This is a genomic window from Bradyrhizobium sp. ORS 111 (assembly GCF_045571485.1).
Classification (GTDB): Bacteria; Pseudomonadota; Alphaproteobacteria; order Rhizobiales; family Xanthobacteraceae; genus Bradyrhizobium.
Window position 1 is genome coordinate 1,732,472 of sequence record NZ_CP120701.1, and the last position, 19,558, is coordinate 1,752,029.

Consider the following 19,558-nt stretch of genomic DNA (forward strand, 5'->3'; position numbering starts at 1 on the left):
GATCCATACCGATTTTGAATTGATCCGGCCGGTGCCATGCCACCTTTGCACCAGTTGCGTCGGCCGCAGAATTAGTGTACGTTGAGTACAGTTAATGGGGCGCGGTGTCGCGCTCTTGCATCGGGGTCGATTTCATGACCACGCCTCGCGACTACGACGTGTTCGAAGCGGGCGACGTGACGCTGCAAAGCGGCGCCGTGTTCCCTCGGCTCAGGCTGGCTTACAAGACCTATGGCACCCTGAACGCGGCCAAGGACAATGTCATCCTCTATCCGACATCGTTCAGCGCGCAGCACACGGACATCGAATGGCTGGTGCAGCCGGGCGGAGCGCTCGATCCCAGCAGCTACTTCATCATCATCGCGAACCTGTTCGGTAACGGTCTGTCATCCTCGCCGTCGAATTCGACCGACGTGCTCGGCAATGCACCGTTTCCCGCCTTCAGCTATTACGACGCCGTTGCGGTCCAGCGCCGGCTCCTGATCGAGCAGTTTGGCGTGTCGAGGCTCGCGCTGGTCTATGGCTGGTCGATGGGCGGCATGCAGGCCTATCATTGGGCCGCGCGCTATCCGGACATGGTGGAACGGGCGGCGGTGGTCTGCGGCAGCGCCAGGTGCTCGCCCTACAACCACGTCTTTCTCGAAGGCGTCAAGACGGCGCTGACGGCCGATCCGGCCTATCAGGACGGCCGCTTCGTCACGAAACCGGTGGCCGGGCTCCGCGCAATGGGACGTGTCTATGCCGGCTGGGCGATGTCACATGAATTCTATCGCGACGAGGTCTGGCGCGAGGCCGGCTTCACATCCCTTGAGGATTACCTGGCCGGCTCATGGGATGGTGCGTTCGCTCGGCGCGACGCCAACGACCTGTTGGCGCAGATCGCGATCTGGCAGAGCGGCGACGTCAGCCGCTGCGATGAATTCGGCGGCGACTTCGACCGTGCATTGGCCGCGATCAGGGCGCACATGCTGCTGATGCCCGGCCGCACCGACCGTTATTTCGACATGCGCGACAACGCGGATGAGCTTCCCCGGCTGGTCAATGCGCGTTCGGCAGCGCTGCGCGCGATCCCCTCGATCCACGGTCACCGCGCCGGCAATCCGATCAACAACGCCGCCGACCGCGCCTTCATCAACGCCGAGATCTCGGCGCTCCTGCAACGCTGACATGTGAGACGACGATGAGCATCGCGGAGACCCATGACGCCGGACCTCGTTTGAAGCCGCTGAGCCCGGAGAGCTTGCGCGACCTGTCGGTCAAGTCGAACCTTCCCGGTGCAGTGCGTGCGGCGAGCCACTACGGAATGATCGCGATCATCGGAGCTCTGATCTGGCTGGTCGCGTCGCGCCACGGTTTGCCCTGGGCGTTGCCGCTGATTGCCGCGCAAGGCTACTTTGTCGCTTTCCTTTTCATGGTGGTGCACGAGACCGCGCACAAGACCGCGTTCCGCAGCCGCGTGCTCAACGTTTCGGTCGGTAATCTGTCCGCCTTCTTGATCGGGCTGCCTTACGAATACTACTACCTGTTCCACTGGGACCATCATCGCTACACACAGGACCCCGAGAAGGATCCGGAGCTGATCGTCGGCCCCAAGCTAGGTTCGGACGCCCAGCTCGCGATCGCCTATTCGGGATTGCTGCAGGTGCTGGTCCGCATTCGCCTGATGTTGCGGCACGCGCTCACCGGCGAGGTGACCGTGCCCTGGATTCCGCAAAACAAGCGTGCATCGATCGTGACGGAGGCCAAGCTCTATCTTACGGGCTATCTGCTGCTGCTTGTGGCATCGCTCGCGCTGCACAGCGCCATCCTGCTCTGGGTCTGGGTCGTGCCGCTGCTGGCCGGTCAGCTCATCCTGCGCCCCTACCTCTATGCGGAGCACACCGGTTGCGAGCGGACGCGCAGCGCGTTCGAGAACACGCGCACCACGATGACAGGCAGAATCATGAAATGGTTTGCGTGGAACATGCCTTACCATGTCGAGCACCATGCCTACCCGACGGTGCCGTTCCACGCCCTGCCGGAGCTGAACGCGATCGTCGATGGCCACATCGTGTATCGCGGCAGGAACTACCGCGCCGTGACTCGCGAGACCTGGGCGTGGTTTCGCCGTCAGCGGCAGACTGCCGCCTGACGAATGTCATGCGTCCGCGTGCGGCCGCAGCACCAGGTTGACGAGGTTGCGGGCGTAGGCTGAGGTCAGCGGCTTGATGCCGAAGACATAGCGATAGAACAGGCTGCCATAGATCGCGTCATAGAGGTCGCCGGGCGCGCCGTTAGCGCCGATGCTGCCGTCCTGTTGGCCCGCGACAATCGTCTCCAGCATCTTGCTGCGGCGAAGGCCGAGATAACGCTCGTAGAAGAGCTCCGCCGATCCAGCCTTCGAGATGCATTCCGAGATCACCGCGAGCTGGACACGCCCGAACTCGCCCTGCAGCGCCTCGACATAGGTTGTCACGTGGCGGCGGATGCGCGTCACCGCAGTGCCTGTCCCGGGCAACGGCACGGCACGCGAGGCCTGGTCGAGGAAGGCGTCGATCAGCAATGCCTCGCGTGACGGCCACCATTTGTAGATCGTCATCTTCGAGACGTTGGAATGGCGTGCGATCGCATCAATCGTGGTGGCGGCAAGGCCGGTGGTCGCCATCAGAATGTAGGCGCTTTGCAGGATGGCGGCGGTGGTCGCGGCGGAGCGCGGTCTGCCGCGGCGCGCCGTCGTGCCATCCTCCGTTTCCGCCTTGCTGCCGGCCATTGCCCGAATTCCCCCAGTGTGTCTGAATCATTGCACCGTTAGGCAGGGCATAGCACAAATCGGGCGGTTTTCAGACGCGACGCCGATCGCGTACCGAGACAAACCGGGCTTCTGCCGCGTCTTGTTCAGTAGCCGCGTGTACGATCGATGGCATTTGGGGGACGACGACCGGCGCCGATCGCGGCGGCCGTTGCGGCAAGCGTTGTCGCGACGGCGTTGATGCTGACGTCGCTCGCGTCATGCGGCGTGATGACGATCCGCGGATGGTGCCAGAACGCATGCGCGGGCGGCAGCGGCTCGCTGGCGAAGACGTCCAGCGCGGCGCCGGACAATTGGCCGCGGTCGAGTGCCGCGAGCAGGTCGGCTTCGACGAGATGCTCGCCACGGCCGACCTGGATCAGGTAGCCGCCGCGGCGCATTCTGCCGAAGACTTCGCCGTTGAGGATGCCGCGTGTCTCCGATGTCAATGGCAGCAGGTTCACCAGCACCTCGGTTTCGCTGAGCATCGCGGCGAGCCCGGCCGGTCCGTGAAAGCCGCGGCCGGCCTGCGAGGCCGGCTTGGCGGTTCGGCTCCAGCTCATCACGGGAAAGCCGAGTTGGGCGAGGTCTGCGGCGACCCGCTGCCCGATTCCGCCATTGCCGAGAATGCCGACCGGGACATCCTCGGCGCGACGCTGGTCGCGGCGTTGCCAGATCCGGTCGCGCTGCTGGGCGCGGAAGGCTGCAAATTCGCGTTGATGTCCGATCACGTGCCAGGCGATGAAGCTCGACATCATCTGCGCCTGCCCGGGATCGACCACACGGACCACGTCGACATCAGCCGGCAGGCTCGGGCATGCCATGATGTTGTCGACGCCGGCAGCGATCGAGCAGACCGCCCGCAGGTTCGGATAGCGTTCGAACGCGTCGTCGGGCGGATGCCAGGCAAGCGCGAGGCGGATATCCTGGTCCTGCGCGCCGGCGGCATGATCCACCAGTTCGACGTGAGGCGCGGAGCGCGCGAACTCCGCGCCGAAATAGCCGCGCAGATCGAGGCGCTTGCTGACCAGAACGCAGCGCATCGTCAGGCCGCTCGCGACGAGGAGATTTGACCTGGCACGGCGGCGAGCAGTTCGCGGGTATAGGCATGTTCGGGGGCCGAGAACAGTGCCGCCGTCGGCTTCAGCTCGACGATCGCGCCGCGCTGCATCACCGCGATCCGATCGCAGATTTGCGCCGCCACGCGCAGGTCGTGGGTGATGAACAGCATCGACAGGCCGAGCCGTGCCTTCAGATCCTCCAGCAGATCGAGCACCTGCGCCTGGACCGAGACGTCGAGCGCGGAGACGGCTTCGTCGGCGACGATGATCTCCGGCTCGAGCGCGAGCGCACGCGCGATGCCGATGCGCTGACGCTGGCCGCCGGAGAATTCGTGCGGATAGCGTTCCAGCGCGCTGGCATTGAGGCCGACAAGGCCGAGCAGCTCGCCGGCGCGCTGCCGCGCCGTCTGCGGATCGGTGCCGTGCGCGATCGGCCCGTCGGCGATGATGTTGCCGACCTTGCGGCGCGGATTGAGCGAGGCGAACGGATCCTGGAAGATCATCTGGATGCGGCTGCGCTCCTTGCGCAGCGCCCGGCCGTCGATGCGCGTGAAATCGGTGTCGCCGAGGCGCACCGTGCCCTGGTCCGGCTCGATCAGGCGCATCACCAGCCGCGCCACCGACGACTTGCCGGAGCCGGATTCGCCGACGAGGCCGAGCGTCTCGCCTTTGAGGATGTCGAAATTGACCTCGTGGGCGGCGCGCACGCGGCGCTCCGGCTGAAACCAGCCGCCGCCCGACACATAGGTCTTGTCGAGGCCGATCACCTCGACGGCCTTGGCGCGATCCGCGAGCGGCGCGCGCTGCGGCGGCTGCATCGACGGCACCGCCGCGAGCAGTGCGCGGGTGTAGGGATGGTGCGGACGCCGCAGCACGTCATCAGCGACGCCCTGTTCGACAACCTTGCCGTGCTGGAGCACGACGACGCGATCGGCGATGTCCGAAACGACCCCGAAATCATGGGTGATGAACATGACCGCCATGTTGCGGCGGCGCTGCAGGTCGCGGATCAGTTCGAGGATCTGTGCCTGAGTGGTGACGTCGAGCGCGGTGGTCGGCTCGTCGGCGACGAGCACGGCCGGCTCCAGTGCGAGCGCCATCGCGATCATCGCGCGCTGGCGCTGGCCGCCGGACAATTGGTGCGGATAGGCGCGGATCGAGCGCTCGGGGTCGGGCAGGCCGACCTCGCGCAGCAGTTGGAGTGCCTTCTGCTTGCGCGCCTTCGGCGTCAGCAGCCTGTGCGCCTCGAACATCTCGGCGATCTGGTCGCCGATCCGCATCAGGGGATTGAGCGCGGTCATCGGCTCCTGGAACACCATTGCGATGTGGCGGCCGCGCAGCGCGAGCCAGCCGGCGTCGTCGAGGGTGAGCAGGTTGTTGCCCTCATAGTCGATCTCGCCAGCCTCGCGGATGATGGTGTCGGGCAACAGCCCCATCAGCGCATGCGCGCACATCGACTTGCCGGAGCCGGATTCGCCGACTATGCAAAGGATCTTGCCGGGCTCGAGGTCGAACGAGACGCCGTCGACGGCGTAAGGACGGTCGGAGCCTGGCGGCAGCGCGAGCTTGAGGTTCTTGATCGAGACGGCGATGGCGGCGGACATGCGTTAGCGCCCCTCCTTGTTGAGGCGCGGATTGAGCGCGTCGTTGAGGCCTTCGCCGATCAGGTTCAGCGCCAGCACCGAAAGCAGGATCGCGATGCCGGGGAATACCGTGATCCACCAGGCCTGGCGGATGACAGTGCGACCGGCGCCGACCATGTAACCCCAGGACATCAGATTCGGGTCGCCGAGACCGAGGAAGGAGAGCGAGGATTCCAGCAGGATCGCGGTGGCGACCATCAGTGAGGCCAGCACGATCACCGGCGACAGCGCATTGGGCAGGATCTCGCGCCAGATGATCCAGGTGTGGCTCTGTCCGATGACGACGGCGGCCTGGACGTATTCGCGGGTGCGCAGCGACAGCACCTCGCCGCGGACCAGGCGCGCGACCGGCGGCCAGCTCACGATCGCGATCGCCAGCACGATCGAGACGATCGAGGGTCGCAGGATCGCGACCAGCACGATCGCGAGCGCAAAGCTCGGCACGGTCTGGAAAAACTCCGTGAACCGCATCAGCGCGTCACCGATCTTGCCGCCGAAATAGCCGGCGAGCGCGCCGACGGGAATGCCGACCGCTAGCGCGGCCATGGTCGAGACGAGACCGACCAGCAGCGAGACGCGGGCGCCATGGACGATGCCGGCGAGCACGTCGCGGCCGAGCGCGTCGGTGCCGAGCGGCAGGCCGGACACCGTGAACGGCGGCAGGAAGGGCCGCTGCACCATGCGCCACGGCGAGGTCGGAAACAGCAACGGACCGAACAGGGCGATCGCGACCGCGACCAGCAGGATCGAGAGTCCGATCGCGCCGCCCGGATTGCGTAGCAGGGTTTTCCAGAATTTGTTCATGACGCGAACTCGATGCGCGGATCGACCGCGCGATAGATCAGGTCGGTGATCAGATTGAAGGCCAGCACGATCGCCGAGCAGATCACGAATACGCCGAGCAGCAGATTGTAGTCGCGCTGCAGCAGCGCCTCGTACATCAATCGGCCGATGCCCGGCCAGGCGAACACGGTTTCGGTCAACACGGCGCCGCCGACCAGCGTGCCGGCTTGCAGCCCGGCCAGCGTAACGACGGGCAGCAGCGCGTTGCGTAGCACGTGGCGCCGCTGGATCACGGCGTCGCGCAGGCCTTTGGCGCGCGCGGTCTTGACGAAGTCGTGCCGCTGCACCTCGAGCATCGAGGCACGGGTCATGCGGGCGTAGGTCGCCATGAAGAACAGGCCCATGGTCGTCGCCGGCAGGATCAGGTGCGCGCCGACATCGAGCACATGGGCAAAACCGGTATAGTTGGCGCCGACGGTCTCGTAGCCGAAGCTCGGCAGCCAATCCATCGCGACCGAAAACAGCAGGATCGCCATCAGCGCCACCCAGAACAGCGGCGTGGCGTAGAAGATCAGCGCCAGGACCGTGATCGCGGTGTCGGCCCAGGTGCCGGCAAAGCGCGCCGCCAGCGTTCCGAACAGGACACCGAACGACAGCGAAATGGCGAAGGCCGAGACGGTCAGCAGCAGCGTTGCCGGCAGCCGCTCGGCGATCAGCGTGGCGACCGGCATCTGCTGGCGAAACGAGAAGCCGAGATCGAGCGTCGCGATGCCCTTGACGTAGCGATAGAGCTGCACCGGCAGCGGCTGGTCGAGACCGAACTTCTCGCGCAGTTGCGCGACGAAGATCTGGTCGCTGGCGCCGGCCTCGCCCGCCATCACCATCGCCGGATCGCCGGGCGCCATGCGGATCAGCATGAAGTTGAGGACGATAATCGCGAGCAGAACGACAACGGCCTTTGCGAGCCTCTGGGCAATGAATGCGAGCATCGATGACTTCGGTTGCGTTCGAGGGAGAACAGAGCAGCCGCGGCGCTCGGCGAGCGCCGCGGCCCGTTGATATCGCTTACTTGTCGAGCCAGGCGTCGCGGAAGCCGTCGTTGACGCCGATTGCGGTGGTGATGAGGTTCTTGACGTTGCAGCGGGTGATGGTCGGGAACTGCAACTCGAGCTGCCAGGCCACCGGCACGTCGTCGGTCAGGATCTTCTGCGCCTTGGCGTAGATCTCCTCACGCTTCGAGTCCGGGAACGCGTTGGCGCCGTCGGCGAAGAGCTGATCGATCTCCGGGTTCGAGTAACCCTCGACATTGTTGAACGGCGAACCCTTGGCGATCTGGCTCGAGACGTAGTTGCGGCCGACGCCGAGCGCGGGGTCGCCGTACTGATAGAGATAGGTGAAGGCGATGTCGTAATCCCAGTCGGAGACTTTCTGGTTCCAGCCGGGGACGTCGGTTGCGATCATCTCGACGTTGATGCCGACGTCCTCTAGGTTCTGCTTCACGGCTTCTGCCCACCGCTGCCAGGTTTCGCCGTAAGGCAGCGGCAGCAGCCGGACCTTCTCGCCCTTGTAGCCGCCTTCCTTCAGCAGCGCCTTGGCCTTGGCCGGATCGTAGTCATACTTGGTCGCCTTGTCCGTGTAGTATTTGATCGTGGAGGCCGACGGGCCGGTCGCGATCTTGCCGAGGCCGTTCCAGATCACGTCCCTCGCGAAATTGCGATCGATCGCATACATCAGCGCCTGACGGAATTTCTTGTTCGCAGTCGGGCCGGAACGGTTATTGAGCCACAGCCAGGAATGCGGGCTAAAGAACTCCCAGCCGGCGCCGGTGACGCAGACATTCTTCAGCTTCGAGAGCCGCGGTACGTCGAAGTTTTCGACTGAGCCGCCCGGCAGCACGTCGACCTTGCCGGTCTCGAACGCTACCGCGCGCGCAGCGGCGTCGGGGATCACGTGCCAGTAGATCTCGTCGAGATAGGGCTTGCCCTTGATGTAGTAGTCTGGATTCTTGACCAGCCGGATGAAGGAGCCTTTCTGCCATTCCTTGAACATGAACGGACCGGTCCCAATCGGCGTGTTGTTGGCGGGGTTGGTCTTGTAGTCGGTGCCTTCGTAGATGTGCTTCGGGATCATCGGCAGCGAGCCGACCTCGAAGATGCCCATGAACGGGCCGAACGGCTGCTTCAGCGTGAACACCACGGTGCTGTCGTCAGGCGTCTCGACCTTGTCGAGCTGGGCGAGATTGGCGCGGGCGCGCGGATGGGTCTGCTTGAGGAACTCGATCGAGAATGCGACGTCCGCCGAGGTGAACGGCTTGCCGTCGTGCCAGGTGACGCCCTTGCGCAGCTTGAACGTATAGATCTTGCCGTCCTCGCTGACGGTCCAGCTCTCGGCGAGACCCGGCAGCGGCTCGAGCTTCGGTGAGTAGCGCAGCAGGCCTTCATAGATATTGCCGGCGACCATCTGGGTGGGGCCGTTCTGCACCAGGCCGAGCATCAGGCCCGGCGGCTCCGGCTGGATCACCGCATTGATCACGCCGCCCGATTTCGGCTCCTGTGCAAGCGCGGCGGTGCTCATAGCGCTCGCCACGAAAAGCCCAAGCAATACTCGTTTCAACATATCCAATCTCTCTTGTGTTTGATTCGCCCGGCCGCGGCTTCCGGCGCGAGGCCGATGACTAGTTCATGAAATCTGGGTCGGTGCGCTCCAGCATCCGTTTGAAGGCCGCCCATTCGGCATCGGGCACGCCCTTGGTCTCGATGCTGTCGTAGAAGGTCGCGTATTGACCGGCGGTCTTATGTGCGACCGCATCGGAAAGCGTCGCGATCTCGGCACCGGCGGCCTGAATCGCGAGCTGCGCGCGGCAGGAGCGCTCCAGATTGTGCATCAGCTTGAATGCCTCGGCGACCGAGCGGCCGCAGGTCAGCATGCCGTGATTACGCAGCACCATCACGAACTTGTCGCCGAGATCGGCAACCAGGCGCTGCCGCTCGTCGAGATCGAGCGCGATGCCCTCATAGTCGTGATAGGCGAGGCAACCGGTGAACTGCATCGACCATTGATTGAGCGGCAGCAGCCCGTGCTTCTGGCAGGACACCGCGACGCCCGCCACCGTGTGGGTGTGCAGCACGCAGGCGACGTCCGGCCGCGCGGCATGCACCGCGCTGTGGATGGTGAAGCCGGCCGGATTGATGCCGAGCCCGAGCGGATCGTCGATGATGTTGCCGTCGAGATCGACGGTGACGAGGTTCGAGGCGGTGACCTCCTCGAAGCGCATGCCGTAGGGGTTGATCAGGAAACGGTCATGCCGGCCGGGTAGCCGCACCGAGATGTGCGTGTAGATGCTGTCGTCAAGACCAAGCCGGTGGATGAGCCGGTAGGCCGCCGCAAGATCGATGCGGGTCTGCTCGTTTTGGTCCTTCACGGCTTCCGGCCGCACATGCGTCCTCATTTGTGCCCAGCGTCCTCTGTCAGCGGATCGTCCTTGTTGCGGCGCGAGATGCCGCGCGCGTAAGCTGTCGACAGTCGACCTATCAAGCAAGACTAAACTGTCGACAATCGACGATTAAATAATGTACAAGGGTTAAAACGGACCCTTCCCGATGCGCACGATGTCCCCGCCGGTCGGATTGCCGGCCCTTGCCGAGACCGATCTGGTCGGCCAGGTCGCACGCCTGCTGACCCAGGCCATTGTTCAGGGGCGACTCGCTCCGGGGACGAAAGTTGTCGAAGCGGGGATTGCACGCGAGCTCGGCGTCAGCCGGGCACCGGTCCGCGAGGCGGCGCGGCTGCTTGAGCAACAGGGCCTGCTGGTCGCCCATCCGCGCCGGGGCTTTTTCGTCCGACAGTTCGCCGCCGACGATATCGACGAGATCTACGATCTGCGCTTGTGCGTCGAGCGCCACGCCGCGGTGCTTGCCGCGCGCAACCTTGTGCCCGAGACACGCGACATGCTGCGTCGGCAGATCGACGTGCTGCACGAGATGGCCGATCTCGACGATCCGGCGCGACAGGTCGAGGAGGACTACCGATTTCACCGCCTGATCTGCGAGATCGCCGGCAACAAGCGGATGCTGCGTCTGTTCGACGATCTCGCCTCCGAGCTGCGCATGGTGATCGGCCTGATCGGCCGCCTCTATGACGATCCGCACGAGATCGCGCGCACGCATGAGCCGGTGCTCGCCGCGATCGAAGCCGGCCATCCCGAACGCATCGTCGCCCATGTCGACTATCACATCGGTCACGCCTGGCGCGAGGTCGGCAGGTTGGTGCGGGACATTCCGCCGTGGCCGGCGGCGGCGAAATAGGCGCGCGCGGTCGCGCCGGCGCGGTACCGGCAATCAATATCTTCATTCAATGAACAGGAGTGTCTCGTGAAGGCTGTCTATAGTGACCTGCATCGCAGCCATGATCCGCAATTCTTTCTGGTGCGTGGTGTGGTTCAGCGCACCACCGAGCAACCCGAGCGCGCCGATCGGCTGTTGGCAGGGTTGAAGGCAGGCAAGCACACGGTGGTCGAGCCGACCGCGTTCGGGCAGGGACCTCGGGCACGGGTGCACAGCCCGGAATATCTGAGCTTCCTCGCCGAAGCCTGGGAGGCGTGGGCGGCGCTCGGCGACCAGGGGCCGGAGATGATCGCGAACATGCACCCGGTGCGTAACGCCGGCACCTATCCGACCCACATCGTCGGCCGGCTCGGCTGGCACACCGTGGATACCGCGTGCCCGATCGGTCCGGGGACCTGGGCCGGCGCCTGCGCATCGAGCGATGTTGCGGTGACGGCCGCGCAAATGGTGCTCGACGGCGAGGACGCCGTCTATGCGCTGTGCCGCCCGCCCGGTCACCATGCCTATCGCGACCTCGCCGGCGGCTTCTGCTTCCTCAACAACAGCGCGATTGCGGCCGAGCATCTGCGCCAGAACCATGAACGGGTCGCGATCCTCGATGTCGACGTGCATCACGGCAACGGCACTCAGGGCATCTTCTACGAGCGGCCGGATGTATTCACCGTCTCGATCCACGCTCATCCATCGTTCTTCTACCCATTCGTGTGGGGCTATGCTCATGAGCGCGGTGCAGGCCCTGGCGTCGGCGCCAATCTCAACATTCCTTTGCCGAAAGGCACCGGCGATGATGACTACATGAAGGCGCTTGCGGCGGCAGAGAAAGCGATCAGCGCCTTCGCGCCGACCGCGCTCGTGGTTGCCCTCGGGCTCGATGCCTCCGAAAAGGATCCGCTTGCCGGCCTTGCAGTCACCACCGACGGCTTCCGGCGCCTCGGCGAGGGGCTCGCCCGGTTCGGGCTGCCCACGGTGCTGGTGCAGGAGGGCGGTTATCTCTCCGATATTCTCGGCGCCAACCTGACAGCCGTGCTCGGCGGGTTTGAAGCCGCCCGCTAAAGCGCGATGGGATTGAGTTGAATCGTCATCGCGCTTTAGCTTTGTTCGAGCATGGTCTTTTCGGAAAACCGCCTCACACTTTTCCGGATCATGCTCTAGCCGCCCGGAGAGCACTTGGCGATCCGAAACAGTCAGCAACCGAAAGGAGCATGGTCTGGCTAGGAATCGGCGCGGACATGTGCTCTTTCTTTGCTGCCGGGCATACTAGGCGAGGACGATCATGAGCGATCTGTTTCGTGTTGCTATTGTCGGCGAGGTCGCGCGGGCAGCACGTGCCCGCGGTCGGAGCGTCTGAGAATTGACCATGCCATCAGCCACGATCGATCGCGCGCCCTTTGGCACACTGCCCGATGGTTCCGTGGTCGAACGCGTGACACTGCGCGGGGCGGACGGTCTTGAAGCTGCCATCCTGCCCTACGGCGCCACGCTGCAATCGCTGATGACGCCCGATCGGGACGGACATGGCGACGACATCGTCCTTGGCCATGACGACTTCGATGGCTATCTCGCGCAGCGCAAGTTCTTCGGCGCGACCGTTGGCCGTTATGCCAACCGGATCGCCGGCGCACGCTTCACGCTCGACGGGAGGGCTGTTACGCTCGATGCCAACAACGGTCCCAATGCGCTGCATGGCGGGTTGGAGGGCTTCGATCGCAAGCTCTGGGAGATCGTTGAACTCGCCGACAGTCCCGCACCGACGCTGGTGCTGGCACGCACGAGCCCACATGGCGAGGAAGGCTATCCCGGTAATCTGCAGACGCGCGTGACCTATCGCATGAGTGGCACGGAGCTTTCGGTGACGTTCGAGGCGACGTCCGACCGTCCGACGGTGGTCAATCTGACCAATCACAGCTTCTTTAATCTCGAGGGCGCGCGCTCGGGCCAGCCAATTCTTGATCATCGGCTGATGATCGCTTCGGATCACTTCCTCGCGGTCGACGCGACCGCGATCCCGCTACCGGAACCGCCGCGTCCGGTCGATGGTACGCCCTTCGACTTCCGGACACCGATGGCGATCGGGGCGCGCATCAGAATGGACGACGAGCAGCTACGGCTCGGCCGCGGCTATGACCACAATTATTGTCTGGCGTCAGGCACGGGTCTGCGCCTGGCCGCACGCCTCGAGGCGCCTGGCAGCGGCCGGGCGATGGAGCTGTTCACCGATCAGCCGGGATTGCAATTCTATTCGGGCAATTTCCTCGACGGCTCCACAGCGGGCAAAGGCAATCGTCTGTACCGGCAATCGGACGCGTTGTGTCTCGAGCCGCACGCCTGGCCGGATACGCCCAACCGCCCCGACTTTCCCTCGGCGCGGCTCGATCCGGGCCAGGTCTATCGGCGCTCGATCGTCTATCGCTTCTCAACAGTGTGAGCATCTGGATGACAAATCGCGGCGATGATGCGTTGATGGAGGAAGTGCCGACATCGGTGCTGTCGGATGAACGTTGCCATCTCGGCGAAGGGCCAACATATGACGCCACGACCGATACCGCCTGGTGGTTCGACGTCCGCGAGCGCCGCCTGTTCGAGCACCGTTTTGCCGATGGGCGCACCATCGTTCATCGCTTGCCGAGGATGGCGAGCGCGCTGGCGCGGATCGACGGTGCGCGGCAGCTCGTCCTCACCGAGGATGGGCTCTATGTTCGAGACGTCGGGGACGGCCGCCTGGAGCTGTTTGTTGCGCTGGAAGCGGAAAACCCGGTGACGCGGTCCAATGACGCGCGCGTGCATCCCTCGGGCACGTTCTGGCTCGGCACCATGGGACGTCAAGCGGAGAAGGGGGCAGGTGCGATCTACGCACTGCATCGCGGCCGCATCACGCGGCTCTATCCGGAAATCACGATCCCGAACGCGATCTGCTTTTCGCCTCGAGGCGACATCGGCTATTTCGCGGATACGGCGACCAATGTGCTGTATCGCGTGCCGCTCGATGCATCGACCGGCTTGCCGGTCGGCGAGCCCGTCGCGCTTATCAGGCACGAAGGCGTCGGCGGCCTCGACGGCGCGATCGTTGATGCGGACGGCATGATCTGGAACGCGCGCTGGGGCGGCGGCTGTGTCGATGTCTACGATCCGAGCGGCCGCAGGTTGCGCTCGTTGCGCGTGCCGGCGAAGCAATCCAGTTGTCCCGCCTTTGTTGGTCGCGACTTCTCGCGCGTGCTGGTCACCTCGGCCTGGCAGGACATGGACGAGGCGCAGCGCGCCGCCGATCCCGAACATGGTAGGACTTTTCTGCTCGACGCCACAGCCCGGGGCCGCCCGGAGCCGGACGTCAAACTGTCCTGACCCGCAGGCCGAAACTGCGCGAAGCCGGCAGGTGACATTTCGAGGCACTGGTCCAATGCAGGAACACGATTAGGCGTGCGCTCAGGGCAAAGGTTGATCGTGATGTCCGGAGTTCGCTGACATGGACAGACTTCGGCTACGCACCGTGCTCGGGAATCACCGGCACGTTCAGGCGCTGAAGTCGGGCGCGCTGCGTTCAAACCTGTTCGATCTCGACGTCATTGAGTTCGCGCCGACCAACGCCGCCTTCAAGCCGATGGTGCGGCAGCAGGCATTCGACGTCTGCGAGATGGCGGTCGTCACCTATCTGATGGCGAGGGCGCACGGCAAGCCGCTGGTGTTGTTGCCGGCCGTCATGCTGGGCCGATTCCAACATGGCCACGCCCTGTATCGCGCCGATCGCGGCACGCTTGCTCCCCGCGATCTCGAGGGCAAGCGGGTCGGCATTCGCTCGTTCACGACCACGACCGGAGCGTGGATGCGCGGCATCCTTGCCAATGATCATGGCGTGAACCTCGACAAGGTCGATTGGGTAACCTTCGAGGACCCGCATGTCGCCGAATACGTCGACAGGACAGAGCGTGCGCCGAAGGGAAGGAGCATTATCCAGATGCTGAAAGACGGCGAGCTCGATGCTGTGCTGGGCGAGACCTCGAGCGATTCCGCGCTCAAGCCGCTATTTGCCGATCCGGCCGGAGAGGCTGCGCGCTGGTATCGACGGCATGGCGTGGTGCCGATTAATCATCTGGTGGTGGTAACGGAAAGGCTCGCGGCTTCGCGGCCTGATGTCGTGCGCGAGCTCTATGATCTTCTCAAGCGCAGCAAGGCCACCGCTGAGCCGCCCGGCGCTCCGGACCTGCTACCCTTCGGCGTCGAGGCGAACCGCAAGCCGCTTGAACTGATCATCGACTATTGCGTTCAGCAGGCGTTGATCCCGCGGCGCTTGCAAGTGGACGAGCTGTTTGATGACGCAACACGGGATTTGAACTGATGACAATCGCGAACGATCCGAGGCAATGGCAGGTCGGCCTGCTCGGCTACGGCGAAGTCGGCCGCATCCTCGCCGAGGACCTGCGCCAGCAGGGCGTCAAGGTCCGCGCCTACGACATCAAGTTTGCAGGCGAACCGGGAAAGCCGCTGCGCGAGCACGCGGCGCAGATCGGTGTCGAGCTGATGCGATCGCACGCTGACCTCGCCGCGCAGTCGGATTTCATCGTCTCGGCCGTGACGGCAAGCCAGGCGGTGTCGGTGGCCGAGGCCGGTGCGCCCGCGATCCGGAAGGATACCTGGTTCCTCGATTTCAACTCGGCGTCACCCGGCGCCAAGCAACGCGCCGCGTCTCACATCGACGGTGCCGGCGGCCGCTATGTCGAGGGCGCGGTGATGACCTCGGTGCCGCCGTACCGAATCAAGGTGCCGCTGCTGCTCGGCGGCCGGGGGGCGCGGGAGCTGGCGCCGCTGTTGGTTGCACTCGGCTTCGCGGCCAAGGTCGCAAGCGACCAACTCGGCGTCGCCTCGGCGGTCAAGATGTGCCGCAGCATCATGATCAAGGGCCTGGAGGCCATGGTCATCGAGAGCTTCACGACCGCGCGCGCCTATGGCGTCGAGGATGCAGTGCTCGCCTCGCTGAAGGAGACGTTTCCGGCGATCGACTGGGAAAAGCAGGGCGCCTATTTCTTCCAGCGTGTGATCGAACACGGCCGGCGGCGCGCCGAAGAGGTGCGTGAAGTGGCGGAGACCGTGCGCGAGGCCGGGCTCACGCCATGGTCGGCATCGGGCACGGCAGAGCGTCAGGCCTGGGTCGCCGACCTTGCCGGCGAGGGTGTGTTCGGCGCAAAGGACACCGAGGGTTTTGCCCGCAGCGCCGACTGGCGCACCGAGGCGGATCGGATCCTGGCGCGGCTCAAGTCCGGATCGCGGCCATAGGGTCAGGCCTCGCCGCATGACGGATGATGGCGGCGAATCCGCCGCGTTTCCCGCCGCCGCGGGATGCGGTATTGCTTCAGCAAAATTCATCCTGGAGACATGGTCATGAAATTTTCCGGCAAAGTGGTTGTTATCACGGGAGCGGCGCGCGGCATCGGCAGGGCCTGCGCGGAGCGCTTCCTTACCGATGGCGCGAAGGTCGTCATCTCGGATGTCGACGGTGGCGCGCTCGCCAAGACTCTAAACGAGCTTGAACTGCTCGAACATCCCGGTGACCTGCGCACGGTCGAGGCCGATGTCAGCAAGCGTGCCGATGTCGACCATATCGTCGCCACGGCCGTCAAGGAGTTCGGCCGGCTCGACGTCATGGTCAACAATGCCGGCGTTGCCCGCAACCGCGATTTCCTTGAGATCAGCGAGGCCGAGTTCGACGATGTGATGGGGATCAACCTCAAGGGTGCGTTCTTCGGTGTCCAGGCCGCGGCCCGCCAGATGATCGCGCAGGGCGGCGGAGGCGTCGTCATCAACATGTCCTCGGTCAACGCGCTGCTCGCGATTCCTTCGCTTGCGACCTATGCGATGTCCAAGGGCGCGATGAAGCAACTCACCTCGGTGGCCGCGGTGGCGCTGGCGCCACACGGCATCCGCGTTGTGGCGGTCGGGCCCGGTACGATCCTGACCGAGATGGTGGCAACCGCGATCTTCTCTTCCGAGGACGCGCGGCGCAGCGTGCTGTCACGTACGCCGGCCGGCCGTTGCGGTGAGCCGAGCGAGGTCGCCTCCGTCGTGGCGTTCCTCGCCAGCAACGATGCCTCATACATCACCGGCCAGACCATCTATCCCGACGGCGGGCGGCTGATCCTGAACTACACGGTCCCAGTCAGCGACCAGAAATAGGCGAGGCGACCGCGCCAAGGTGGCGGCAGTTCAGCGCTAGCGTCCCTTGAATTGCGGCTTGCGCTTGTCCATGAAGGCGCGGCGGCCTTCACGAAAATCCTCGCTGTCCATTCAGTCGATGCCGATCTGCTTGATCGCGGCCATGTCGCGGTCGTCAGGATCCTTCAGCACCTGCGCGATGGTGATCTTGGCGGCCTTGATCGCGAGCGGCGCATTGCCCGAGATAGTGCGCGCGATCTCCATCGTCGCGTCCCAAAGTTCGGCATCCGGCAGTACCCGATCGACCAGCCCGATCCGCAGCGCCTCCGCGGAATCGATCCGCATGCCCGTGTACATGATCAGCCGGGCCCAGGACGGGCCGACCAGCGACACCAGATGGCGCAGTCCGTCAAAGCCATAGGCGATGCCGAGTTTGGCCGCGGGAATGCCGAACTGGCCACTCGTGCCGGAGATGCGGATGTCGGCGAGCATCGCGACCTGCATGCCGCCACCGAGGCAGAAGCCGCGGATGCAGGCGATGGTGGGCTTCGGATAGTCGGCAAGCAGAGCGCGCTGGGCGGCGCTGCGCCGTGAATACTCCTCCGAGGCTTTGGCATTGTGCCTGGTCTTCTCGAACTGGCTGACGTCGGCGCCTGAGACGAAGGCCTTGTCGCCGGCGCCGACCAGGATCACGACCCGGACATCGGGATCGTCGCGCAAGGCCGTCAGTGCCTCGCCAAATCCTTCCCACATCTCGAGCGACATCGCGTTTCGCTTGTCGGGATTGTTGAAGGTGATGACGCCGACGCCGTCGATCACGCTTTGCAGGATCTTGCCGTCGGCGAGCGATGTCTGGGGGATGTCGGGCATGCTGAGGTCCGGTCTGGTTCAGGAATCGGGCAGCGGGCCGAACGGGCACGTTGGAGCCTGCCTCTCAAACATGAGTCTAGCGAAAACCGTCCGCTCGTCATCCCGCCTCAGGAGAGGACCTGATACACGCATAGCGCGCTTACGGATCATTTTCTGCCCTCCGTAGTTGTGCGGTGTCAGAAATAAACGCCCCGGCAAGGCCTGACGTTTACACTGGCCGGAGCCCGGCGTCCGTCCCCGGTTTAGGCTTTCATTAGCAATTCGCCGGTAGAACCGTACGGCACCCTGGCGCCGGGACCCATTCCGCGCCAGGTTGTGGCGTGAGCCGCAGCGCCCGCTGCCGGCGGAGCGTCGCCCCGGACGGCGCTTTCCCCCGCGCCGGCCGGAAGAGTCAAATCCACCGAAGCTTGTACGATCAGATCACGTCCAGCGAGGACTTGCCGTGTCTGTTGAAAAGTTTCTGAAGCAGCGCGCGGTCAAGATCACTGTTTATGGCAGCTACACGCTGCCGAACTGGTACGACGCGCACGGCCGGCTGCGCACCTTCGCCTGCCGTACCACGCGCGTCTCGCCGTTCCGCATGATCGTTGACGTCCCGGTCGTCGGCAAGATCGGGGATCGGTTGACGTCGTACTTCGAAGAGTTCGGCAGATTCGAAGGCTCCATCACCGACACCATGAGCGGGAGCTTTCTGTTCGAACTCGAGATGACCCGCGCGATGCGCGAGAAGTTCGCCGACAAGCTGACCTGGATCGAGAAGAGGCAGAAGGATCCGAGCATCCTCGAGGTGCGCGACAATCCGCGTTTTATTCCATCGGATCCTCACGCCGTACTGACACTGGCCGACGGCAGCGTGCGAAGTTGCTTGCTGATCGACGTTTCGCTGTCGGGTGCGGCGGTGTCGTCCGAGGCGCAGCCGCCGATCGGCATGCCGCTCGCGGTCGGTGCGTGCATCGGACGCGTGGTTCGGCATCTCCCAAACGGGTTCGCAATCAAGTTCGTCGAGAGCTACAAGCAGAAGGACCTGGTGCGGCTGATCTCGCGCAAGACCAGGGAGCTTCAGTCGGCCCCCGAGGCTGATCCGGTTGCGTAGTCGCCGGGCGCGCAGCAGCTCACGGTGCCAGATCCTCGGGATCGTGCGCCGACTTCAGCCGCAACGCACCATCGTCCGGCGCCACCGCAATCGCGATCTCCCGCGCGAGGTTGGTGCATTCGGCCCAGAGCAGGAAGAACACCAGCGGCGGGCGCTGGCCCGCCTGCAGCATCTGCCGGCAACGCTCCGCGGCGCCTTCGATCGCCCACCATTGCCGTGCGATCACCATGACCCGACGGAAGCTTCGCAAGGTCCCGGAGAATTTTTGCGGATCGGCGCCCGAACGGGTTCCGCAATGGTTCAGCCAATTCAGCCCGGCATAGATCGCGATCCCATAGTCCTCGATCGCCGTGCCCGTGAAATCGATAATCGTATTCTCGTGCGGGCGTTGCCGCAGGAAGGCGTCGATCATCTCGGCCTGGCGCTCGGGATTGATGAGCAGCGGCGGGTCCTGCCGCGGCACGAGCGGAAGATAGCGCATGGCTTCGAGCCGCGTGTGCTCCCAGATGGCGCGGACATCGCCGTTTGCGTCCGCCGGCTTGCGCTTGCAGGCCGGATAGAGCAACGCGCCGTTGTCGACGAGGTCGAGATAGCGCGGCACCGCTTTGTCGAGGGTGGCGAGAAACGCCGATGGGTCGGTGAGGCCGCCGAAGTCGAAGGCGGCATCGTCCAATGGCTTCTTGACGCGTGTCCAGCCAAACGTGGCCATGCGGGCGCCCCGATCTCAACCCGTCCTTAAGCTAGATGGAAAATGAGGCGAATCAAATGCGGCATTTGCGGCTGGTTGACCGGGGCAATCCCCACTCATAAGTCATGATCATCGGCGCGCCGTGCAGCTTGCCCCGCAACCGCCGACT

At 64.6% G+C, this 19,558-nt stretch carries 18 protein-coding genes and 1 pseudogene; 10 read left to right on the top strand and 9 right to left on the bottom strand.

The features are described 5' to 3' along the window. Nucleotides 1-134 precede the first annotated feature (134 nt). Both P6U30_RS08020 and P6U30_RS08025 read left to right on the top strand, forming a co-directional pair. Nucleotides 135-1,166, top strand: coding sequence for an alpha/beta fold hydrolase (locus P6U30_RS08020; protein WP_407168875.1), 1,032 nt, complete (start codon nt 135-137; stop codon nt 1,164-1,166). 14 nt (nt 1,167-1,180) lie between these two features. Beyond that, a complete protein-coding gene (locus tag P6U30_RS08025) occupies nt 1,181-2,131 on the top strand; it encodes a fatty acid desaturase (protein WP_407168876.1) in 951 nt (316 codons plus the stop codon). A gap of 6 nt (nt 2,132-2,137) precedes the next feature. On the opposite strand, the gene P6U30_RS08030 is transcribed toward P6U30_RS08025, so the two are convergent. From P6U30_RS08030 to P6U30_RS08060, 7 genes are all read right to left on the bottom strand, one after another. After that, a complete protein-coding gene (locus tag P6U30_RS08030) occupies nt 2,138-2,749 on the bottom strand; it encodes a TetR/AcrR family transcriptional regulator (RefSeq protein ID WP_407168877.1) in 612 nt (203 codons plus the stop codon). Between the two features lie 125 nt (nt 2,750-2,874). After that, nucleotides 2,875-3,810 carry a 2-hydroxyacid dehydrogenase gene (locus tag P6U30_RS08035; RefSeq protein ID WP_407168878.1) on the bottom strand — a complete coding sequence of 312 codons (936 nt, stop codon included), beginning with the start codon at nt 3,808-3,810 and terminating at the stop codon, nt 2,875-2,877. Nucleotides 3,811-3,812: 2 nt separating this feature from the next. After that, complete coding sequence (locus tag P6U30_RS08040; RefSeq protein WP_407168879.1) at nt 3,813-5,432, bottom strand: ABC transporter ATP-binding protein; 1,620 nt, start codon at nt 5,430-5,432, stop codon at nt 3,813-3,815. A gap of 3 nt (nt 5,433-5,435) precedes the next feature. Continuing rightward, nucleotides 5,436-6,275, bottom strand: a complete 840-nt coding sequence (locus P6U30_RS08045; protein ID WP_407168880.1) for an ABC transporter permease — start codon at nt 6,273-6,275, stop codon at nt 5,436-5,438. Further along, nucleotides 6,272-7,243 carry an ABC transporter permease gene (locus tag P6U30_RS08050; protein WP_407168881.1) on the bottom strand — a complete coding sequence of 324 codons (972 nt, stop codon included), beginning with the start codon at nt 7,241-7,243 and terminating at the stop codon, nt 6,272-6,274. Before P6U30_RS08050 ends, P6U30_RS08045 begins: the two co-directional genes overlap by 4 nt. A gap of 76 nt (nt 7,244-7,319) precedes the next feature. After that, entirely contained in the window at nt 7,320-8,870 is a 1,551-nt protein-coding gene (locus P6U30_RS08055) for an ABC transporter substrate-binding protein (RefSeq protein WP_407168882.1), read from the bottom strand. 58 nt (nt 8,871-8,928) lie between these two features. Beyond that, the gene (locus tag P6U30_RS08060) at nt 8,929-9,702 is read right to left on the bottom strand and encodes a class II aldolase/adducin family protein (RefSeq protein ID WP_407168883.1); all 774 of its coding nucleotides are present in this window, start codon (nt 9,700-9,702) and stop codon (nt 8,929-8,931) included. A 151-nt stretch (nt 9,703-9,853) separates the two neighbouring features. Between P6U30_RS08060 and P6U30_RS08065 the strand changes: the two genes are divergently transcribed. The 7 genes from P6U30_RS08065 (at nt 9,854) to P6U30_RS08095 (ending at nt 16,759) form a co-directional block, all read left to right on the top strand. Then, nucleotides 9,854-10,558 (top strand): GntR family transcriptional regulator, encoded by a 705-nt coding sequence (locus P6U30_RS08065; protein WP_407168884.1) that lies wholly within the window; start codon nt 9,854-9,856, stop codon nt 10,556-10,558. A gap of 66 nt (nt 10,559-10,624) precedes the next feature. Further along, entirely contained in the window at nt 10,625-11,650 is a 1,026-nt protein-coding gene (locus P6U30_RS08070; protein ID WP_407168885.1) for a histone deacetylase family protein, read from the top strand. 304 nt (nt 11,651-11,954) lie between these two features. After that, a complete protein-coding gene (locus P6U30_RS08075) occupies nt 11,955-13,022 on the top strand; it encodes an aldose epimerase family protein (protein ID WP_407168886.1) in 1,068 nt (355 codons plus the stop codon). Between the two features lie 35 nt (nt 13,023-13,057). Beyond that, entirely contained in the window at nt 13,058-13,936 is an 879-nt protein-coding gene (locus P6U30_RS08080; protein WP_407170400.1) for an SMP-30/gluconolactonase/LRE family protein, read from the top strand. 121 nt (nt 13,937-14,057) lie between these two features. Continuing rightward, nucleotides 14,058-14,927, top strand: a complete 870-nt coding sequence (locus tag P6U30_RS08085) for an ABC transporter substrate-binding protein (protein WP_407168887.1) — start codon at nt 14,058-14,060, stop codon at nt 14,925-14,927. Nucleotides 14,928-14,932: 5 nt separating this feature from the next. Further along, nucleotides 14,933-15,862 (top strand): DUF1932 domain-containing protein, encoded by a 930-nt coding sequence (locus P6U30_RS08090; protein WP_407170401.1) that lies wholly within the window; start codon nt 14,933-14,935, stop codon nt 15,860-15,862. Between the two features lie 105 nt (nt 15,863-15,967). After that, nucleotides 15,968-16,759 (top strand): SDR family NAD(P)-dependent oxidoreductase, encoded by a 792-nt coding sequence (locus tag P6U30_RS08095; protein ID WP_407168888.1) that lies wholly within the window; start codon nt 15,968-15,970, stop codon nt 16,757-16,759. A gap of 36 nt (nt 16,760-16,795) precedes the next feature. On the opposite strand, the pseudogene P6U30_RS08100 reads toward P6U30_RS08095, so the two are convergent. Beyond that, a pseudogene (locus P6U30_RS08100) lies at nt 16,796-17,608 on the bottom strand (enoyl-CoA hydratase). Between the two features lie 442 nt (nt 17,609-18,050). On the opposite strand from P6U30_RS08100, the gene P6U30_RS08105 reads away from it, so the two are divergent. Next, on the top strand, nt 18,051-18,701 hold the full coding sequence (locus P6U30_RS08105) for a PilZ domain-containing protein (RefSeq protein WP_407168889.1): 651 nt from the start codon (nt 18,051-18,053) through the stop codon (nt 18,699-18,701). Between the two features lie 19 nt (nt 18,702-18,720). Here the strand turns inward: P6U30_RS08105 and P6U30_RS08110 are convergent, their stop codons facing one another. Next, entirely contained in the window at nt 18,721-19,410 is a 690-nt protein-coding gene (locus P6U30_RS08110; RefSeq protein WP_407168890.1) for a hypothetical protein, read from the bottom strand. Nucleotides 19,411-19,558: the final 148 nt, after the last annotated feature.